15 protein-coding genes are annotated in these 18,051 nt (G+C 70.1%); 6 read left to right on the plus strand and 9 right to left on the minus strand.

The window, feature by feature from the left end; translation table 11 throughout:
- Nucleotides 1-46: 46 nt before the first annotated feature.
- From ABZU53_RS02230 to murJ, 4 genes are all read right to left on the minus strand, one after another.
- Nucleotides 47-1,039 carry a hypothetical protein gene (locus tag ABZU53_RS02230; protein ID WP_355063352.1) on the minus strand — a complete coding sequence of 331 codons (993 nt, stop codon included), beginning with the start codon at nucleotides 1,037-1,039 and terminating at the stop codon, nucleotides 47-49.
- Nucleotides 1,036-1,740, minus strand: coding sequence for an RNA polymerase sigma factor SigM (sigM, locus tag ABZU53_RS02235; protein WP_354854816.1), 705 nt, complete (start codon nucleotides 1,738-1,740; stop codon nucleotides 1,036-1,038). The genes ABZU53_RS02230 and sigM overlap by 4 nt, the downstream gene beginning before the upstream one ends.
- A gap of 43 nt (nucleotides 1,741-1,783) precedes the next feature.
- Complete coding sequence (locus tag ABZU53_RS02240) at nucleotides 1,784-3,391, minus strand: protein kinase family protein (RefSeq protein WP_355063354.1); 1,608 nt, start codon at nucleotides 3,389-3,391, stop codon at nucleotides 1,784-1,786.
- Between the two features lie 444 nt (nucleotides 3,392-3,835).
- Nucleotides 3,836-5,593, minus strand: coding sequence for a murein biosynthesis integral membrane protein MurJ (gene murJ, locus ABZU53_RS02245; RefSeq protein WP_355063356.1), 1,758 nt, complete (start codon nucleotides 5,591-5,593; stop codon nucleotides 3,836-3,838).
- Nucleotides 5,594-5,719: 126 nt separating this feature from the next.
- Between murJ and ABZU53_RS02250 the strand changes: the two genes are divergently transcribed.
- Nucleotides 5,720-7,180 carry a CCA tRNA nucleotidyltransferase gene (locus tag ABZU53_RS02250; protein ID WP_355063358.1) on the plus strand — a complete coding sequence of 487 codons (1,461 nt, stop codon included), beginning with the start codon at nucleotides 5,720-5,722 and terminating at the stop codon, nucleotides 7,178-7,180.
- A gap of 65 nt (nucleotides 7,181-7,245) precedes the next feature.
- On the opposite strand, the gene ABZU53_RS02255 is transcribed toward ABZU53_RS02250, so the two are convergent.
- The gene (locus ABZU53_RS02255; protein WP_354862700.1) at nucleotides 7,246-8,778 is read right to left on the minus strand and encodes an SPFH domain-containing protein; all 1,533 of its coding nucleotides are present in this window, start codon (nucleotides 8,776-8,778) and stop codon (nucleotides 7,246-7,248) included.
- A gap of 30 nt (nucleotides 8,779-8,808) precedes the next feature.
- Entirely contained in the window at nucleotides 8,809-9,330 is a 522-nt protein-coding gene (locus tag ABZU53_RS02260; RefSeq protein ID WP_344354343.1) for a hypothetical protein, read from the minus strand.
- 157 nt (nucleotides 9,331-9,487) lie between these two features.
- Between ABZU53_RS02260 and ABZU53_RS02265 the strand changes: the two genes are divergently transcribed.
- Nucleotides 9,488-9,967: a methylated-DNA--[protein]-cysteine S-methyltransferase gene (locus ABZU53_RS02265; protein ID WP_354862698.1), complete on the plus strand. Its 480-nt coding sequence runs from the start codon at nucleotides 9,488-9,490 to the stop codon at nucleotides 9,965-9,967.
- Between the two features lie 83 nt (nucleotides 9,968-10,050).
- On the opposite strand, the gene ABZU53_RS02270 is transcribed toward ABZU53_RS02265, so the two are convergent.
- Together ABZU53_RS02270 and ABZU53_RS02275 are read right to left on the minus strand one after the other, a co-directional pair.
- Nucleotides 10,051-11,130 (minus strand): inositol-3-phosphate synthase, encoded by a 1,080-nt coding sequence (locus tag ABZU53_RS02270; protein WP_354862696.1) that lies wholly within the window; start codon nucleotides 11,128-11,130, stop codon nucleotides 10,051-10,053.
- 23 nt (nucleotides 11,131-11,153) lie between these two features.
- Nucleotides 11,154-11,789 carry a PadR family transcriptional regulator gene (locus ABZU53_RS02275; RefSeq protein WP_354862695.1) on the minus strand — a complete coding sequence of 212 codons (636 nt, stop codon included), beginning with the start codon at nucleotides 11,787-11,789 and terminating at the stop codon, nucleotides 11,154-11,156.
- 175 nt (nucleotides 11,790-11,964) lie between these two features.
- Between ABZU53_RS02275 and ABZU53_RS02280 the strand changes: the two genes are divergently transcribed.
- From ABZU53_RS02280 to ABZU53_RS02290, 3 genes are all read left to right on the plus strand, one after another.
- Nucleotides 11,965-12,420, plus strand: a complete 456-nt coding sequence (locus ABZU53_RS02280) for a DUF5318 domain-containing protein (protein ID WP_355063360.1) — start codon at nucleotides 11,965-11,967, stop codon at nucleotides 12,418-12,420.
- A 197-nt stretch (nucleotides 12,421-12,617) separates the two neighbouring features.
- The gene (locus tag ABZU53_RS02285; RefSeq protein ID WP_355063362.1) at nucleotides 12,618-15,458 is read left to right on the plus strand and encodes a transglycosylase domain-containing protein; all 2,841 of its coding nucleotides are present in this window, start codon (nucleotides 12,618-12,620) and stop codon (nucleotides 15,456-15,458) included.
- 185 nt (nucleotides 15,459-15,643) lie between these two features.
- The gene (locus ABZU53_RS02290) at nucleotides 15,644-16,171 is read left to right on the plus strand and encodes a DUF2690 domain-containing protein (RefSeq protein ID WP_354855757.1); all 528 of its coding nucleotides are present in this window, start codon (nucleotides 15,644-15,646) and stop codon (nucleotides 16,169-16,171) included.
- Nucleotides 16,172-16,245: 74 nt separating this feature from the next.
- Here ABZU53_RS02290 and ABZU53_RS02295 read toward each other — a convergent pair whose 3' ends face one another.
- Complete coding sequence (locus tag ABZU53_RS02295) at nucleotides 16,246-17,094, minus strand: AfsR/SARP family transcriptional regulator (protein ID WP_354855758.1); 849 nt, start codon at nucleotides 17,092-17,094, stop codon at nucleotides 16,246-16,248.
- A 399-nt stretch (nucleotides 17,095-17,493) separates the two neighbouring features.
- Between ABZU53_RS02295 and ABZU53_RS02300 the strand changes: the two genes are divergently transcribed.
- Nucleotides 17,494-18,030, plus strand: coding sequence for a DUF2690 domain-containing protein (locus ABZU53_RS02300; RefSeq protein WP_355063364.1), 537 nt, complete (start codon nucleotides 17,494-17,496; stop codon nucleotides 18,028-18,030).
- The last annotated feature ends 21 nt before the right edge of the window (nucleotides 18,031-18,051 follow it).

Here is an 18,051-nt window from a genome sequence, read left to right on the forward strand (position 1 = left end):
CGTGGGTCAGGTCACGTGGACGCTCATCGCACCGACGACCGCGGATTCACCCTACCCGCGCCGAATACCGGCTGTCCGAGCCGGACCCGGGTACGCCACACTCGGGGCCGCTCACCCAGGCCCAGCGGGCCCCGGTCGCGTCGGTGAACCGGATCACCAGCGCCTGCTCGCCCTGGAACCGCGCGTAGTCGATCACTTCGACGACCAGCGGGGCCGAGCCGTGCTCCGCCGCCACTGCCGACAGGCAGTCGGTCAACGCCGCCTCGCCGCTCAGCCGAGCCAGCTGGTCCGACCCGTCGGGGGCGGGCCGTCGACCCCCTTCGGCGTCCACCCCGTGCTGCTCGCGGGGGCCGCCGCTGCTGTCCCCCAGCAGCGGCGACGGCCGTGTGGTCGCCGTCTGGCCGAGGGTCTGCGGGGTGTAGTCGGTTCCGCTGTGCAACGCCGGCCCGGAGGTGCGGGCTGCCCCGGCCGCTGCCGCACCATCGGGCGCGCTGGCCGGACGGTCCATGGCACCGCTGTCCGTGGTGTTCGTCGAGAGTTGGTGCAGGCCCAGACCGACCGCGACGACGGCGACCGCCGCGGCGGCCACCGGAGCGGCGGTCCGAGCCCAGCGGCGCTGCCGGCGACCCGGGCCGGTGGCTCTGCCGCGACCCGACTCGGTCGGCGACGGGCCGCCGGGGCGACGCCCGCCCTGTGCCGGGACACTGACCGGCGTCGCGGGAGCACCCGGCTCGGGCGACCCGGTGGCGCCGGTGAGGGTGGCCGAGGCGTCGTCCGTCGGGGTGTCGGCCGCGGCCAGCGCGGCGGCGATCCGTTCGGCGACGGCCGGGGGCAGCTCCGGGGAGGGCTCGGCCCAGCGGGCCAGCTCGGCGCGGACCTGCGTCACCGCGGGAGCCAGCAGCGCGTACGCCTCGGCCCAGGCCGGGTCCGCGTCGACCAGCCGGGCGATCTGGGCTTGCTGTGGTGTGCCGTCCAACGCGCCGCCGAGGTAGTCAGCGAGCAGGTCGGTGTCGACCTCCCTGAACCCCTCGTTCGTCACGCGTCCTCCTGGCTGGTGTCCTGCCGGTACCGAACCGACCCCGATCCGACGCCCTCGGCCGGGCGCGGGTTCCCCGGCGTGACGCCGGGCACGTCCGCGTTCCGGCCGGCCGGGACCGGCTGCGATGGCGTCGCCGGCCGCAGATGCCCGAGCAGCACCGCCAACCGTGCCCGACCCCGGGCACAGCGGCTCTTCACCGTCCCCTCGGCGACACCGAGGATGCGGGCCACCTCGGCCACCGGGTAGCCCTGCACGTCCACCAGCACCAGGGCGGCCCGCTGCTCGATCGGCAGCGCGGCGAGCGCGGCGCGGACGACCAGCGCCGTGTCATGGTCCTGCGCCGGCGCGGCCGGCTCGACCCCGCCGGTGCCCGATCCGTCGCCGGACCGGTTGCCGTCGGGCAGTGGAACGGTGGGGTGTGCCTGCCGGCGTCGGATCCGGTCCAGGCACGCGTTCACCACGATGCGGTGCAGCCACGTGGTGACGGCGGAGTCGCCACGGAATCGGCCGGCCGCCCGGTGTGCCGACAGCAGGGCGTCCTGGAGGGCGTCGGCGGCCTCCTCGCGATCACCGAGCGTCCGCAGGGCCACCGCCCAGAGCCGGTCGCGGTGCCGGTGGAAAAGCACCGCGAAGGCGTCCCGGTCACCGGCGACGTGGGCGCGCAGCAGCTCGAGGTCCGTTGCCGCGTCGCGCCCGTCCATCACCACGTCCAGCGGATGCGGTGCCCGGGTCGTGCTGGCCGGATCACGAACCCTGGACCGTAATCTCCTGCACGCCGAGCCGGAAGCCGTCCTCGTCGCCGATGGCCGGCAGCTCGGTGAACCAGAGCAGCAGGTAGCGGTACTTCTCGTCGGCGTTGAAGCCGTTGAAGGTCATCGTGGTGCCGTCGTGCTCCTTCAGGACACCGATCTCGGTCTTGTAGTTCGCCACCATCTGCTTGTCGCCGTTGGAGGTCGACGGGTAGCCGGACGTGCCGGCGAGCAGCTTCGCGGTGGCGCCTCGACCGGAGAGCACGGCCTGCACCGACTTCACCGTGTGCGGCGAGCCCAGGTCCAGCCAGACACCCATGCCGGCCTTGAGGTTCCCGTACGTGGCGTTCGGATAGCGGTCGGTCTCCCAACCCTTGTCGTTGTCGCCGTCGATGATCTTGTCGGCGCCGCCGAGTTCGTCGCGCTTGCTGCTGTCCGGGTCGATGATCCGGATGCCCTGCACGCCGAGGTTGCGGACCGTGGCGGCGGCCGGGGTGGCCTCGCCGGCCGGAGCGCTGGCGGTGGGCGTGGCCCCGGCGCTGTTCTGCGGGTCCTTGTCGTCGCCGCCCAGCGCGCTGATGCCGATGAGCAGACCGACCAGGGCGACCGCCAGCAGGCCGGCGATGCCGATGGCGACCTTGCGACCACCGGCCGCGGCCAGCGGCGACGGCTCGTCCTCGGTGTCGGCGGCGAACCGCAGCGGCCCGCCGTTGTCGAGGTAGTGCTCCTCCTCGGCGGGCACGTCCAGCCGGGCCAACTCGGCCGCCAGCACGTCGGACGACGGCGGAGCGATCTCGGCGTCGAGCAGATCCATGGTCAGGTCGTCCAGGTACGCGGGCACCCCGGCCCGAACCTGGCGGGGCGCCGCGAGGGCGCCCCCGGCGTCCCGGACCGCGTCCGGGATGGCGGCCCGACCATGGCCGGCGGTGGCGCCGCGCAGCGGCGCCTCGGCGTGCGGCCAGTGACCGGTCAGTGCGAAGTAGAGGACGCCGCCGACCGCCCGGATGTCACTCTCCTGGCTGTCGTCACCGTCGGTGCGTGCGTCGGCCAGGACCACGCGACCCTCGTCGCTGATCATCACGGTGCCGGGGTGGACGTTGCCGTGCACCATCCCGGTGGCGTGCACCGCGGCGAGCGCGCTGGCGACGGCGTTGCCGATCGCGGTGGCCCGCGCCGGGTCCAGCGGACCATCGGCGGCCAGGTCGCGCAACGACTGCCCGTCCACCCACTCACGGACCACGTACGCCCGCTCGGCCTCGTCGATCGCGTCGTAGACGCCGACCAGGTTGGGGTGGATGACGCGGCTGGCCGCGACAGCGGCCTGGAGCATCTCGGTGGCGGAGTCGCCACCCGGGTAGCGCAGCACCACCGCGACGGGGCGGCGCAGGATGACGTCGACTCCCCGCCATACCAGCCGACCCGCGCTGTCGTTGTTGATGTGCTCGACCAGCTCGTAACGCTCGGCGAGGATTTCACCGGCCGTGGGAGCACCGAAGGTCATGACCGGAGGAGCGCTCTCGTCCGCCTCCTGACCCTCGCCGACCTGGGTCACCCGTCCTCCCTCGGTGATCGTGTCGATCGATGGACCCGCACTGCTGGGCATGTGGCTTCCCGCTCTGCCGTCGAAGGAACCGGCCAACCGGTGTCGACGCGCAGCGTCGGCGCCTGCCGTACCCGTCGAGAGCGACCTTACCCGGGTTGCCCGTCTCCCCGACATGTCATCTTCTTGCCGTACCCGGCGGGGTGCCGGGAGTCGGGGAAGTCGTCCGGTTACGACCGTTGTCAGCCACGTTGCTGGCACATGTACTAGCCAATCTACGGCTTCACCGCAAGTGACCGACGCCGGGGCCGGGCCTGGCGTGGTGACCTCGCCAACCGCCTGTTCCCGCCGATCGGGCGACCACGCTCAGCCGTACGGTTGGTTATCCACAGGTCGATCCGGTTGTTGACCGGCGAATCGCGGAGTTATCCACAGGTGCATCCCCAGCCTGGTGATCCGTGGTCACGTTCCGTGTGGCTACGACTTTCGGTGCCCGGATCCTTGCGGTCAGCGACCGAGGCGGCGGCGGACCATGCCGACCACCTCGGTGATCTCCCCGATCCGCAGCACCATGGCGAGACCGAGGTACGTCCCACCGATCACCGCGCCACCGATCACGAGCTGGACGATGGCCTCCAGACGGGTCGGCGTGTCGTCGCCAGGCAACAGCTTGACCACGAGCAGGCCGACCAGCCCCGCGCCGAGTGACGCGACCAGGACCCGACCGCCGGTACGCATGATCTCCCCGAGGCCGATGCGCCCGACCCGGGGGCGCAGCAGCCAGGCGGAGCCGACCGCCGCCGCCAGGTAGGAGACCGCGTTGCCGATCATCATCCCGGCGCCGGCGAAGCTGGCGGAGAACGCCACGAAGAGCACGATCTGCACGCCGATCCGCAGCGCCACCACCGGAATGTTGATCAGCGCGGGGGTGCGGGTGTCCGGCAGGGCGTAGAAGGCGAAGGTGAAGAGCTGGCTCACCGCGAACGGAACCAGCGCCAGCGCGGCGGCGAGCAGCACGACGGAGGTGGCGGTGGCGTTGTTTTCGTTGAACGCGCCGAACCGGAACAGCGTGAACGCGATCGGAGTGGCGAGGACGGCGTAGCAGACCGCGATCGGGGCGAGCACCGCCGTGACCGTGCGGGTGCCGCGCGACAGGTCGGCGGCGACGTCGGCGTACCGGCCGTCGGCGGCGGCGGCGCTCATCCGGGGCATCAGCGCGGTGATGATCGAGACGGCGATGATCCCGTGTGCGGTCATCAGCAGCAGGAAGACGTTGTTGTAGATCAGCGGGCCGGCGGCGTTCTCCTTGCCGGCCCGGTTCAGCAGGTTGAACAGCACGATGAGGCCGACCTGGCTCACGGCGACGTAGCAGATCATCCACGCCCCGAGTCGGCCCAGCTCGCGTAGGCCGAGCGCGCGGAAGTCGAAGCGCAGCTTCCAGCGGAAGCCGACCTTGCGCAGCGCCGGCAGCAGACCCGCCGCCTGGACCGCGACGCCGAGAAGGGTGCCGCCGCCGATCAGCAGGATCCGCCCGGTGGTCATCTCCTCCGGGCGGACGATCTCCGCGCCGAACACGGCGATGTAGAGACCCGCCGTCCCGATCACCACGAGGTTGTTCAGGATCGGCGCCCACATCGGCGCGGCGAAGTGCCCCCGGGTGTTGAGCACCGCGCTGATCAGCGCGCTCAGTCCGGAGAAGAAGATCATCGGCAGCATGAGACGGGCCAGCCCAGTGACCAGCTGCGAATAATCGCCACTCGCCGGGCCGCTGCCGTAGAGCCACGTCAGCGTCGAGGCGAAGGCGACCGCGAGCAGCGCCGCGACGCCGAGGGCGAGCACCGCCAGGGTGAGCAGCCGTTGGGCGTACGCCTGGCCGCCGTCGACGTCGACCTTGCGGCGACGCACCAGCACCGGAATCAACACGCTGGTGAGCACGCCGCCGAGCAGGAACTCGTAGACCATCCCGGGCAGGATCTGCGCGGTGGTGTACGCGTCACCGACCAGCGCGCCGCCGAGCGCCGCCGCGATGACCAGGTTGCGCAGGAAGCCCGTACCCCGGCTGACCAGGCTGCCGACCGCCATCACCGCGCTGTTGGTCGCGGCGCTCGCCTCGCCCACCTGCTCCTGCGGTGGGGCGGTCGACTCCATGGCCGGCTGGTTCAGTGGCTCGGCCGAAATGAACGTGGCGCCGTCGGAGGGGCGGACGTTGGCTCCCGCACCGCCGTCCTGCGCGGCGTTCGCGCTGCGGTAGAGCCCGCCGCTCATCTCCAGCCTCCCAGGGGTACGTCGAGCCGGGCGCCGACCCGCACGTCACAGACCATAGTCAACCCCTGCCCGATACCCGCGCCCGGCGGATCGGATCACACCCCGGCCCGATAAGCTGGCGATCCCATGTCCGAAGCCTCCGCTCCTCACGCCGCCGACCGCCGCGAACTCACCGCCGCGCAGCGCAACGCCGTCGCCGAACTACTCCGGGTCTCTCCGGTCGCCGACGAGTTGGGCCGCCGCTTCGTCCGCGCTGGTCACGAGCTGCACCTGGTGGGCGGTTCGGTGCGGGACGCCCTGCTCGGCCGGCTCGGTGACGACCTGGATTTCTGCACCGACGCCCACCCCGACGAGACGCTGCGGATCATCAAGGGCTGGGCCGAGTCGATCTGGGAGACCGGCCGGGAGTTCGGCACCATCGGCGCTCAGCGCGACGGCCTCCGGCTGGAGATCACCACCTTCCGCGCCGAGTCGTACGACCAGGTCAGCCGCAACCCGGTGGTGGTGTACGGCACCAGCCTCGACGAGGACCTGAAGCGGCGTGACTTCACCATCAACGCGATGGCCGTCAGCCTCCCGGAGCACCGCTTCACCGACCCGCACGGTGGGCTGGACGATCTCTCAGCCAAGGTCATCCGTACGCCGAGCACCCCGCGTGAGTCGTTCGGCGACGACCCCCTGCGGATGCTGCGGGCGGCCCGGTTCGCCGCCCAACTGCGCTTCGCCGTGCACCCGGACGTGCACGCGGCGATGACCGAGATGGCCGCCGACCTGGACCGGATCACGGCCGAGCGGGTGCGGGACGAGTTCACCAAGCTGCTCTGCGGCGCCGACCCGATCACCGGGCTGCGGCTGCTGGTCGACACCGGGCTGGCCGAGCGGTTCCTGCCGGAGCTGACCGGCCTGAAGCTGGAGATCGACGAGCACGCCCAGCACAAGGACGTCTACGAGCACACGCTGACGGTCGTCGAGAACGCGGTCTCCTTCGAGGAGGACGGCTGCGACTTCATCCTGCGGATGGCCGCCCTCATGCACGACGTGGGCAAGCCGGCGACCAAGTCCGTCGGGCCCGACGGCCGGGTCAGCTTCCACCACCACGAGGTGGTGGGCGCGCGGCTGACCAAGGCCCGGATGAAGGCCCTGCGCTACCCCAAGGAGATCACCGCGAAGGTGACCGCGCTGGTGGCGCTGCACCTGCGTTTCTACGGGTACGGGCGGGGCGAGTGGACCGACTCGGCGGTGCGCCGCTACGTCGCCGACGCCGGTGACCTGCTGCCCCGGCTGCACAAGCTGACCCGCTCCGACTGCACCACCCGCAACCGGCGCAAGGCCGCCCAGCTCGCCGCCGACTACGACGCGTTGGAAGACCGGATCGCCCGGATCGCCGCCGAGGAGGACCTGGCCCGGGTCCGCCCCGACCTGGACGGCAACGCGATCATGGAGCTGCTCGGCGTACCGCCGGGGCCGGTCGTGGGGCGGGCCTGGAAGCACCTCAAGGAACAGCGCCTGGAGCACGGCCCGCTGGACCGCGACGCCGCCGAGGCCGAGCTGCTGCGCTGGGCCCGCGCCGAAGGCCTGATCCCCTGACGTTGGCTGGCGCGGCCGGGGCGTCGCTCCCGGAGTGAGAGCGACGCCCCGATCGGCGTTACCTACTAGCGCGTCTCGACGGCCGTTCCGTCCACGGACGGGCTCTTGCCCGCGGGGGTGCCGTTGCCGCTGGGCGTGGACGCCGAGCCCAGCCGCGCCAGCAGGCCGGCCAGGTCGATGCCGGTCAGGTCGCTGCCGAGCTGCAGTCCCTGGGCGACGTTGCCGGCCACCGACTTCGTCAGCGACGACGCGCCGTCGGTGGAGATGACGGTCATCTTGTCGATCGCCCCGATCGGAGCGCTCGCCGCCTCGACCACCTGCGGCAGCACCTTGACCAGGAGGTCCAGCACCGCGGCCTCGCCGTACGCCGCGAACGCCTCGGCCTTGCGGGCCATCGCGTCGGCCTCGGCCTGTCCTCGGGCCAGGATGGCCGCCGCCTCGGCCGTGCCCTCCCGCTCGACCGCCTCGGCGATCGCGGAGCGCCGCCGCTGCTCGGCCTCACCCTCCTTGGCGCCCTCGATCGCGTTCGCCTCGGCCAGCGCGGCCCGCCGGGCCCGCTCGCCCTCACCGGTGAGCCGTGCCTGCTCGGCGGATGCCTGCGCGGCGGCGATGACCGCCTGTCGCTGCGCGTCGGCGCTCAGCACCGCAGCGTTGCGGGCCGCCTCGGCCTCCTGCTCCACCTTGTACCGGGCGGCGTCGGCCGGCTTGCGCACCTCGGTGTCCAGCTGACGCTGCTTGAGTTCGGCGTTGCGCTCCGCCACCTTCTGCTGCTCGGAGAGGATCGCCTGGTCCCGCTCCGCCTGGGCGAGCGGCCCGGCCGCGGCCGACTTGGCCTTCGCCGCGTCGATCTCCGCCTGGATGCCGGCCTGCTTGAGGGCCAGGTTCCGGTTCGCCTCGGCGATGGCCTCCTCGGCGAGCAGTCGCTCCTGCTCGGCCTGCTGCCGGGCCCGCGCCTCGGCGATCGCCGCGTCCTTGAGCACCCGGGCCGCCTCGGGTCGCCCCAGATCCTGCAGGTACGAGCCCTCGGCGAGGATGTCCTGGAGTTGGAAGGTGTCGAGCACCAGACCCTGGTTGGTCATCGAGTGCTCGGCCTCCTCGGCCACGGCGCTGGCGAAGGCCGCCCGGTCCCGGATGACCTCCTCGACGGTGAGCCGGCCGACGATCGAACGCAGCGCGCCGGCCAGCACCTCCCGGGTGAAGTTGTCGATCTCGTCCTGCTGGTGCAGGAACCGCTGGGCGGCCGCGCGGATCGCGTCCTCGGTGCCGCCGACCTTGACGATCGCCACGCCGTGCAGGTCGGCGCGGATGCCCTGCTTGCTGACCGCGCCCCGGATGCCGACGTCGATCCGCCGGCTGGACAGGTCGAGCGACTGGAGCTTCTGCACCACCGGGAGCACGAAGACCGAGGCGCCCAGCACCACCTTCTGCCCGGAATTGTCGGTCGACCGGGCACCGTCGGCGGTCTGCGTGGTGCGGCCCTTGCGGCCGGTGACGATGAACGCCTCGTTCGGCCCGGCCACCTTGATCCGGGACAGAACGAAGAACACCAGGACGAGCGCGAGGAGAACCGCGCCGCCGACAGCTATCAACAGGGGCATGGAGGGGAAGTCCCGTCTGCGAGGAGGAAATCAGTAGGTTTCGACGTGCACGCTGGTCTCGCTGAGCGCCTGTACGACGAAGATCTGAGCGCCGACCGGGATCGGCTGGTCGGCGCGGGCGTTGAGCTTGACCGGCTGGCCGGCCACGCGTACCCGCACCTCGCCGTACCCGTTCACCGGCACCGGGGTCACCACCAGGCCGAGCGCGCCGACCAGGTCGTCCCGGGTGGGGGTGGGGTCGGTGCGCATGTTGCGCGCCGCCCGACTGAGCCGCGACGCCAACCACGCCGTGGGCACGGCCGCGAGCAGGCCGCCGGCCGCCGCACCCGCGATCAGCGCGGGGGTACGCGCGCCGAGCAGCTCGTTGACGATCGCCCCGCCGAAGCCGAACGCTCCGGCGAAGCCGGCGACCGTCTCGGTGGAGATCGGCCCGTCCACGTCGGCGTGCCCGAAGTGCAGCAGCTCGCTGCCGAGCAGGGCGAGTGCCAGCACCCCGACACCCGCCCCACCGATGATCAGAAAGATGAGCGTCCCCGTGGCCACGACCCGCACGGTATCGACGTGATGCAAGGTTCAACAGTCACCAAGGCGCGATGATGAGCTACCGATGCGGGTCGCTGCCGCCGCGGTCCGGCGGCTGAGGAGTGGCTTTCGGCTCGACGCTGGTAGCCGGGCCGGCGAAGGGGTCCGCGACAGGGACAATGGGTCGATGCGCTGGACCGTGCTCGACTCACCGATCGGCGAGTTCTCCGTGGCCACCGACGGCACGGGTGTCCGCGGAGCCCACTTCGGCCGCGTCGAGGGGGCGGCCGACGAGCCCGACGACGCGCTGTCCCGGCAGACCGTCGCCGAACTGAGGGCGTACTTCGCCGGCGAGCTGAGCGCGTTCACCGTGCCCGTGTCGCCTCCGCGCGGCTCCGAGTTCGAGCGGGCGGTGTGGCGGGAGATGACGCGCATCCCGTACGGCGAGACGTTGACCTACGGCGAGGTGGCGCGGCTGGTCGGGGATCCCGGGGCGGCGCGGGCGGTGGGGGTGGCCTGCAACCGCAACCCGATCCCGGTGATCGTGCCCTGTCACCGGATCGTCGGCGCGGGCGGCAAGCTGGTCGGCTTCGGCGGGGGCCTGCCGCGCAAGGTCAAGCTGTTGGAGCTGGAGGCGAGCGTCGCGCTGCGGCACGCCTGGTCCTGAGCCCGTATGTGACGGTGGGCGGAACGCGGCGAGGGCCGGGTCCCTGACGGACCCGGCCCTCGGCCGTGCTGATGCTCAGCGGGTCAGCGCTCGGCCTCGCCAGCGATGAACTCCTCCACGGCCTGGTGGGCGTCGTGGTCGGCGTACTGCACCGGCGGGGACTTCATGAAGTACGACGAGGCCGACAGGATCGGGCCGCCGATCTTGCGGTCCAGGGCGATCTTCGCGGCGCGGACCGCGTCGATGATGACGCCGGCCGAGTTCGGAGAATCCCACACCTCGAGCTTGAGCTCGGCGTTGAGCGGGGTGTCGCCGAACGAGCGACCCTCCAGGCGGATGTACGCCCACTTGCGGTCGTCCAGCCACGGCACGTGGTCCGACGGGCCGATGTGCACGTCGCTCTTGCTCATCTCGTGCGGGATCTGCGAGGTGACCGACTGCGTCTTCGAGATCTTCTTCGAGACCAGGCGGGTGCGCTCCAGCATGTTCATGAAGTCCATGTTGCCGCCGAAGTTGAGCTGGTACGTGCGCAGCAGCTCGACGCCGCGGTCCTCGAAGAGCTTCGCGAGGGCGCGGTGCACGATGGTGGCGCCGACCTGGCTCTTGATGTCGTCACCGACGATCGGCAGGCCCGCGTCGGTGAACTTCTGGGCCCACTCCGGGTCGGAGGCGATGAAGACCGGCAGGGCGTTGACGAACGCGCAGCCGGCGTCGATCGCGGCCTGGGCGTAGAACTTGGCGGCCTGCTCGGAGCCGACCGGGAGGTAGCAGACGACGACGTCGACCTGCGCGTCGCGCAGCGCCTGCGTCACGTCGACGGGGGCGGCGTCGGACTCCTCGATGATCTCGCGGTAGTACTGGCCCAGACCGTCGAAGGTCGGACCGCGCTGCACGGACACGCCGGTCGGCGGCACGTCGCAGAGCTTGATGGTGTTGTTCTCGCTGGCGACGATCGCCTCCGCGAGGTCCATGCCCACCTTCTTGGCGTCCACGTCGAATGCCGCGACGAACTCCACGGCGTTGACGTGGTAGTCGCCGAAGGCGACATGCATGAGACCCGGGACGCGGTCGTTCGGGTCGGCGTTCCGGTAGTACTCGACGCCCTGAACCAGGGACGAGGCGCAGTTACCCACACCGACGATGGCGACGCGGACGGAGCCCATAGCGTCTGCCTCCTTCTTTTCTGTCACGGCCGCTCTTTCCTGGTCTCTCCAGGTGGAGGCGGGCTGTTGTCTTCTCGTCGGCCACCGGCCGTCCCGTGCGGGACCGTCGGGGCTCGGCCGGAGCGCTCGTTGGCTATGAGCTCCTCCAGCCAGCGGACCTCACGCTCACAGGCGTCCAGGCCGTGGCGCTGCAGTTCCAGGGTGTAAGCGTCGAGGCGCTCGGCCGCCCGGCCCAGCACGTCGCGAAGCCCTTCGCGACGTTCCTCGATCTTGCGGCGGCGACCCTCCAGAATGCGCAGGCGGGTCGCCTGGTCGGTCCGGGCGAAGAACGCGAAGTGCACACCGAAACCCGTGTCGTCGTAGGTCTCGGGCCCAGCCTGTGCGATCAGCTGGGCGAAGCGTTCCTTGCCCTCCGCGGTGATTTTGTAGACCACCCGACCACGTCGGCTGGTCAGCGCGGGAACCTCCTCGGCGGTGGCGGGCGTCTCGGCAGCTTCGGTGATCCATCCCGCCGCCTGCAACCTGCGCAGGGTCGGGTAGAGCGAGCCGTAGCTGATCGCCGCCCGGATCGCGCCGAGTTTGGCGGTCAGCTCCTTGCGCAGCTCATAGCCGTGCATCGGAGACTCCTGCAGGAGGCCGAGGATGGCGAATTCGAGCACGAGCCACCCTCCCTTTACCCTCCGGCGCGGAGCGGTAACCGCCGCGATGTATCGGACCGATACATCGCACGTTAGCGGGTCGCGTGGGCCAGGGCAAACCCCCGTTCCGGGGTCCCGCCGTCACGGATCGTGACCGTGGTCGCCTCGTCGGGCCGGACCGCGTACCCTTCTCCGCATGCGTACGCAGCGCCAGGTCGTCGACTACTCGCTACAGAAGCGAGCGGTGCTGCGTGAGCTCCTAACCGGCCGGGTCGGCACGTACGACGTCTGCGACGCGTCGCCGTACCTGAAGAACGCTGCCCGGTTCCACGGTGAACCGACCGACCGCCGCTGCCCCATCTGTCGCAGCGAGAACCTGACCCTCGTCCACTACATTTACGGGGACGAACTCAAGCAGTCCGCCGGACAGGCCCGGACACTGGCCGAGCTGCCCGTGCTGGCGATGACGCTACGTGAGTTCCAGGTCTTCGTGGTGGAGGTGTGCCTCGGCTGTGACTGGAACCATCTCGTCGAGCAGTACCTGCTCGGCCGGGACGGTCTCACGGGTGACGGCGACGGTGCTGGCGCTGGCGAACAGAACGCGGCGGGCGCCGAAGGCGCGGGTCGGCGGAGGCGAGAGGCGCAACGGTGATCTCAGTTGGTTCGACCGGCCCCGAGGCTGTGGACATGACCCGGGACGGCCGACCAATCGTTGGTCCGATTGGCCCGATTGATACAGCAATGACCTTGGCGAGCCGGCACCCCCGTGCCGGCGTCCCGGGTGAAGCAACTCACGGCAACCCGGTGGCGGCGCAGTCGCGCTCCACCGCGACCGGCAGGGTGTGAAGAATGAACTCGTACGGCGATCCCAGTTCTGCGCGTGGGCGGGCCCAGTACCCGGGCCCGAACGGCGACCCCGGACCGGGCGCGGACGACGCGTACCGCCGACCCGGCGGTGACTCCCGCGCGGGCGGCTGGTCCGCCTCGGAGCCTGCGGCGCCCCCCGGCCGTGCCTCGGTGACACCGCCGGCAGCGGGCGGTCGCGCGTCGGTGGGCGGTTCGGCTGCCGTGCCGCCGCGCGGCGGTGCCGCGGCCGGGTCCGCATCGGTGGGCTCGGCCACGCCGGGCCGGAGCGGCCGTGCCTCGGTGCCCGTGTCGCCGGCGCCGGGTGTGGCCGCGGGCCGTGCCGGCGCGGGCCGGGCCTCTGTTCCGGTGTCCCCGGCGCCGGGCGCGCCCGCAGGTCGGGCGCGGGTCGGCACCGCCGCCGTCGGCGCCGCCTCGGCGGGCCGGGCCAGCGTCGGTTCCGCGTCGGTGGGTGGCCGTGCCGCGGTGGCCCGGGCGAGCGTCTCGCCGGTCTCCGGCGGACCGGGCGGCCCCGGAGGCCCCGGCGGACCGAACGGTCCGGGTCGCGGTGGCCGGGGCGGTCGCGGCGCGGGTGACCCGGCGGGGGCGGCTCGGGCCAAGAAGCGCAAGCGGATGAACCTGCTGATCGCCGGGTTCGCCGTCTTCATCATGCTCGCCGGTGTCGGCGTGGTCGGGTTCACCTACTACTCGACGAACGTCGTCATGCCCAACGAGATGCCGCTGCCACTGTCCACCACCGTCTACGCCAAGGACGGCAGGACCACGCTCGCCAAGCTGGGCAGCGAGAACCGCACCTTCGTCACCATCGACCAGATCCCGGAGCACGTGCAGCACGCGGTGGCGGCAGCCGAGGACCGGAACTTCTACCGGCACTCGGGCGTCGACTACAAGGGCATCGTCCGGGCCGCGTGGAACAACGTCTCCAACGGTGACAAGCAGGGCGCCTCGACGATCACGCAGCAGTACGCCCGCAACGCGTTCGAGAACCTCAAGGACGACACGTACGGCCGGAAGGTGAAGGAGGCCATCCTCGCCTCCAAGCTGAACGACAAGTACGACAAGCCGACGATCATGCAGCACTACCTGAACGTCATCTACTTCGGACGCGGCGCGTACGGCATCGAGGCGGCGGCACAGACGTACTTCGGCAAGTCGGCGATCAAGCTGAGCCCCGCCGAGGGCGCGGTCCTGGCCGCGCTGATCAAGCAGCCGGTCGCGACCGACACCCACAGGGGTTACGACCCGGCGGTCAATCCGACCGACGCCAAGACGCGGTGGGACTACGTGATCGACGGGATGAAGAAGGAGGGCTGGCTAGACCCCGCCACCCCGATCGAATACCCGAAGGTGCTGCCACCGAAGAAGGGCGGCAACGGCTTCGGCGTCGACACCCCCCGAGGCAACGTGATCAACTACGTCCGTCAGGAGATGGACGCGATGGGCCTCTGCTCCGACAGCGGCGCGGAGGGCAAGACGAGCTGTGTCGACGCGCTGCGGGACGACGGCTACCGGATCACCACGACCATCGACCCGAAGCTCCAGACGGCCGCCGAGAACGTCGCCATGCAGTCGAAGAAGGGCTCGGAGCTCAACGACCAGCCCAAGAACCTGATGGCGGCGGTGGTATCGATCGACCCGAAGAAGGGCCGCGTGCTCGCCTACTACGGCGGTGACAGCGGTGCCGACTTCGACTACGCCGGCATGAACACCGACAAGAATGGCGACCTGACTGGTGGTCACCCGCCGGGCTCCTCGATGAAGGTCTACACCCTCGCCGCCGCGATCGAGGCCGGCATCTCCGTCAAGTCGCACTGGGACCCCACGCCGTACAAGCCCGAGGGTTCCAAGGACCCGATCGGTAACGCCGGCCGGACCAACCTCAAGTGCGGCAAGTACTGCACCCTCGAAGAGTCGACGGTCCAGTCGTACAACGTGCCCTTCTACTGGGTCGCCGACACCATCGGCGCCGACAAGGTCGTCGACATGGCCCGGAAGGCCGGCGTGACCACCATGTGGGACGTCAACCCACCGCGGGCCTACGACCTGTCGAAGAAGGAGAAGAACCCGTTCGACAACTACACCGGTTTCGGCAAGTACCCGCTCACCGTGTTCGACCACGCGAACGCGATGGCGACGTTCGCCAACGACGGCAAGTACATCAAGGCGCACTTCGTCATCAAGGTGGAGCAGCAGGACAAGGACACCGGTAAGTGGAAGGTCGTCGGCAGCGAGCGCATCAAGCCGGAGCAGCGGATCGACAAGAAAATCACCGATGAGGTGACCGGCGTCCTCAAGCAGATTCCCGCCCCCAACCATCTCTCGCTCGAAGACGGCCGTCAGGCCGCCGCCAAGACGGGCACCTGGGAGTACGACGACAAGGACAACGCCCACGCGTGGACGGTCGGCTACACCCCACAGATCGCCACCGCGGTCTGGGTGGGCAGTCGGGACCCGAAGAAGCCGCAGATCCGTCTCGCCAATGGCAAGGACATCGGTGGCTCGACGCTGCCCGGTCCTATCTGGGAGAAGTACATGAACACGGCGCTCAAGGGCCAGGAGGAGATTCCCCTGCCCACCGTCACCGGCGAGGGCGACGTCACGAAGGGCAACGGCAAGGAGGCGCCGCCACCGCCGCCGACCGTTCCGGGTCAGCCCGGCGGCCAGCCCGGTGGGCCGGGGGCACCCTGTGACCCGCTGACCAACCCGTTCTGCCCACGTACCGAGGGCAACCCCGGCGGCAACGGCCCCGGCGGCCCTGGCGGCCCCGGGAACGGCGGAAACGGCGGTGGTCTGCTGCCCGGCCTGCCACCGACCACACGGGACTGACCCGCACCACGCATGACGCCGCCGCCGGCCGGACGACTCGTCCGGCCGGCGGCGGCGTTTTGCTTTGCTCACCGTCCTGAGTAGGACGTTGATGATGACTATCCAGAACTGATGAGTGGTCGATGGGGCCGCGATGACGGCGGATGCCAGGCTGCCGTTGTCCCCTTCACCTGATCAGGAGAATCATGAAGCGACTGTTGTTCCTCCCTGGCCTCGCCTCGGCTCTCGCCCTGAGCTTCCTCGCCGGTCCCACCCCGGCCCAGGCCGCGCCGGCCCAGCCCGCGTCCGTATCCGACGTCGAGGCGGTGATCGCGGCGGGGCAGGGCACCCGGATCGACGCGGCGACGCTCGCCACGAGCGGCTGCGGATCGTCGTGCGACGGGAAGGATCCCTACTTCAAGATCTACTACAACGGCTCGAGCTACTACAAGTGCGCTGACGACGCGATCACCCAGTACAGCGTCTCGAACTCCTCCGGCAGCGTCAGCCTGCGCTACAGCCCTCGTTGTCGTACGGCTTGGGCGAAGACCGCCGCGAGCGACGTGATCTTCAAGGTGGTCAGCCGCTACACCAATGGCACGCAGCGGACGTCGATGAGCGCCTTCTACCCGTCCGAATACACGAACATGGTCAATGACGCAGGGCTGGAGGCGCAGGCCTGTTTCGACCCGACCGGCCCGGGTGAAGGCTGGACCTGCACCAGTTGGTGGTGAGTCGAGCAGATGTCCACTTGGAGGGGAACGCGCCGACCGGTGCGCTCCCCTCCAAGTGCGGATGTGCGTACAACTCAGTTGTTGAGGAACTCCAAGGCGTTGGTGAGCACCTTCAGAGACTGTGTCGTTTCAGTCAGTGCCCGGCGGAGCGCTTCAACTGCTCGGTCGGACTGAGGCGTCTCGGGATCCGGCGATGCGCCGACCAGGCGAAGGTGCATCTCCTGCACCGAGGCGCCCGGATTGATGCCCAGCTCGGTGGCGAGCCGCATCTTCAACTGGTGTAGCAGCATCAGCGCTTCACCCGTGCGAGACCTTAGATGCAGAGCCTCGGCGAGCCGGCAGTGCAGACCCTCGTGGTAGGGGTAGCGCTGGACCCAGGTGCGGAGATCGGCGGTGACGGCGCTGTGTCGGCCGCAGCTGAACTCCAGCTCCACCAACGTCTCGATGGCCCTGAGTCTGGATTCCTCCCAACGGAGAGCGTCTGCGCTCAAGGCGGGCGAATCGATGCCCTCCAAGGCGGAGCCCCGCCAGAGGCCGAGGGCCGCGTTGAGGTGGCTGGCCGCGCGATCGAATTGCCCGAGTCGCTGAGCGTACTCGGCTTCGGCGCAGAGCTTGCGGAACGTGAGGCCGTCGACCTGATGCTCGCTCACTTCAAGGGAATAGCCCCGCCCGACCCGGTTGATTTGTGGGTCGTGCGTCTGCCCGAAGAGGCGCCGAAGCTTGCCGAGCCGATTTTGAACCTGCTGGCGTGCGGTGCTAGGTGGCTGCTCGCCCCATAAGACATCGATGAGCCGGTCGATCGGTACCGGTTGGTTGGCATCGATCAGAAGAGCGGCGAGAAGTCTGCGATTCCGGTCCCCACCTAGAGGTAGAACCATTAAGCCCGATTTAACGGTTAATGGCCCCAAAAACGAGATTTCCAATTGAGCCCCCGTGTTGCGTTCGGTGCTTTTGCCGTAGCAAGTTGTGACTCAGCATAGTCGGTCCTGGATGTCCGTCAAGCGTCCCTCAAGATCATCTGAGTGGAAGCTGGACGCCTGATATGGGCCTCATGCCCGAATGGCTCGGCGCGGTCCACAACCCCGTACCGAGGGGATGGATTGCCTGGGTACAGCCATCCGTCCGGTCTTCCCGCAGGGCGCTTTCGTGCTGGCGTCGACGCTGCGGCTAACGGCCGCTCGGCGGCGCGGCACGCGCTGGTCGTCCGGCGCTGCGTCGGGTGACGCCATCAGGTCGATTGGCCGAACTGTGGAGAGCTGGTGACGGCTTGATGGCCGACGGTTGGATCCTCCACTCATTCCATCGACGTTGGAGGTACAACCGTGCTGAAGAGGAATCTCGTCCGACTGGGCGCCACGCTGCTGATCTGCCTGGGGGGTGCCGTCGTCGCCCCGCAAGCCGCGATGTCGGCACCGTCGGCGAGTGACAGCTCGTCCACCACGATCAGGGCGCAGGATCTGGACCCCAGCACCGCCACGATGATCCCGGCCGCGGAGCTGGCCAGTGCCGGCTGCGGATCGACGTGCGACGGGAAGAACCCGGCCACCTACAAGATCTACTACAGTGGATGTACGTCGTGCTACCACTACTGCGCGGACGATGCGACGACTGTCGCGTCGAACACCAGCGGCATCAACCTCGAGCTGCGCTACAGTCCCCGCTGCCGCACCGCCTGGGCTCGGGTCGGGTCGGACTTCTACTACCCGACCGTCCGCAGCTACTACTCCGACGGTCGCGTCCGTACGTCGTACAGCGGTTTCGCTGACGCCTACTACACCCAGATGGTGAACGACGCCGGGCTTCTCGCGAGAGCGGAAGCCTCTGCGGGCCCCACCACCTGGTGGACGTCCAAGTACTGATTCTGCCGTTCCATCGCCGTG

Source organism: Micromonospora sp. NPDC005194 (assembly GCF_040608335.1).
Lineage (GTDB): Bacteria > Actinomycetota > Actinomycetes > Mycobacteriales > Micromonosporaceae > Micromonospora.

Excerpts from the sequence above, each read along its gene's own strand:
- sigM (WP_354854816.1), bottom strand. The coding sequence starts at position 1,740 with ATGGACGGGCGCGACGCGGCAACGGACCTCGAGCTGCTGCGCGCCCAC.
- ABZU53_RS02240 (WP_355063354.1), bottom strand. The coding sequence starts at position 3,391 with ATGCCCAGCAGTGCGGGTCCATCGATCGACACGATCACCGAGGGAGGA.
- murJ (WP_355063356.1), bottom strand. The coding sequence starts at position 5,593 with ATGAGCGGCGGGCTCTACCGCAGCGCGAACGCCGCGCAGGACGGCGGT.
- ABZU53_RS02250 (WP_355063358.1), top strand. The coding sequence starts at position 5,720 with ATGTCCGAAGCCTCCGCTCCTCACGCCGCCGACCGCCGCGAACTCACC.
- ABZU53_RS02255 (WP_354862700.1), bottom strand. The coding sequence starts at position 8,778 with ATGCCCCTGTTGATAGCTGTCGGCGGCGCGGTTCTCCTCGCGCTCGTC.
- ABZU53_RS02265 (WP_354862698.1), top strand. The coding sequence starts at position 9,488 with ATGCGCTGGACCGTGCTCGACTCACCGATCGGCGAGTTCTCCGTGGCC.
- ABZU53_RS02270 (WP_354862696.1), bottom strand. The coding sequence starts at position 11,130 with ATGGGCTCCGTCCGCGTCGCCATCGTCGGTGTGGGTAACTGCGCCTCG.
- ABZU53_RS02280 (WP_355063360.1), top strand. The coding sequence starts at position 11,965 with ATGCGTACGCAGCGCCAGGTCGTCGACTACTCGCTACAGAAGCGAGCG.
- ABZU53_RS02285 (WP_355063362.1), top strand. The coding sequence starts at position 12,618 with ATGAACTCGTACGGCGATCCCAGTTCTGCGCGTGGGCGGGCCCAGTAC.
- ABZU53_RS02290 (WP_354855757.1), top strand. The coding sequence starts at position 15,644 with ATGAAGCGACTGTTGTTCCTCCCTGGCCTCGCCTCGGCTCTCGCCCTG.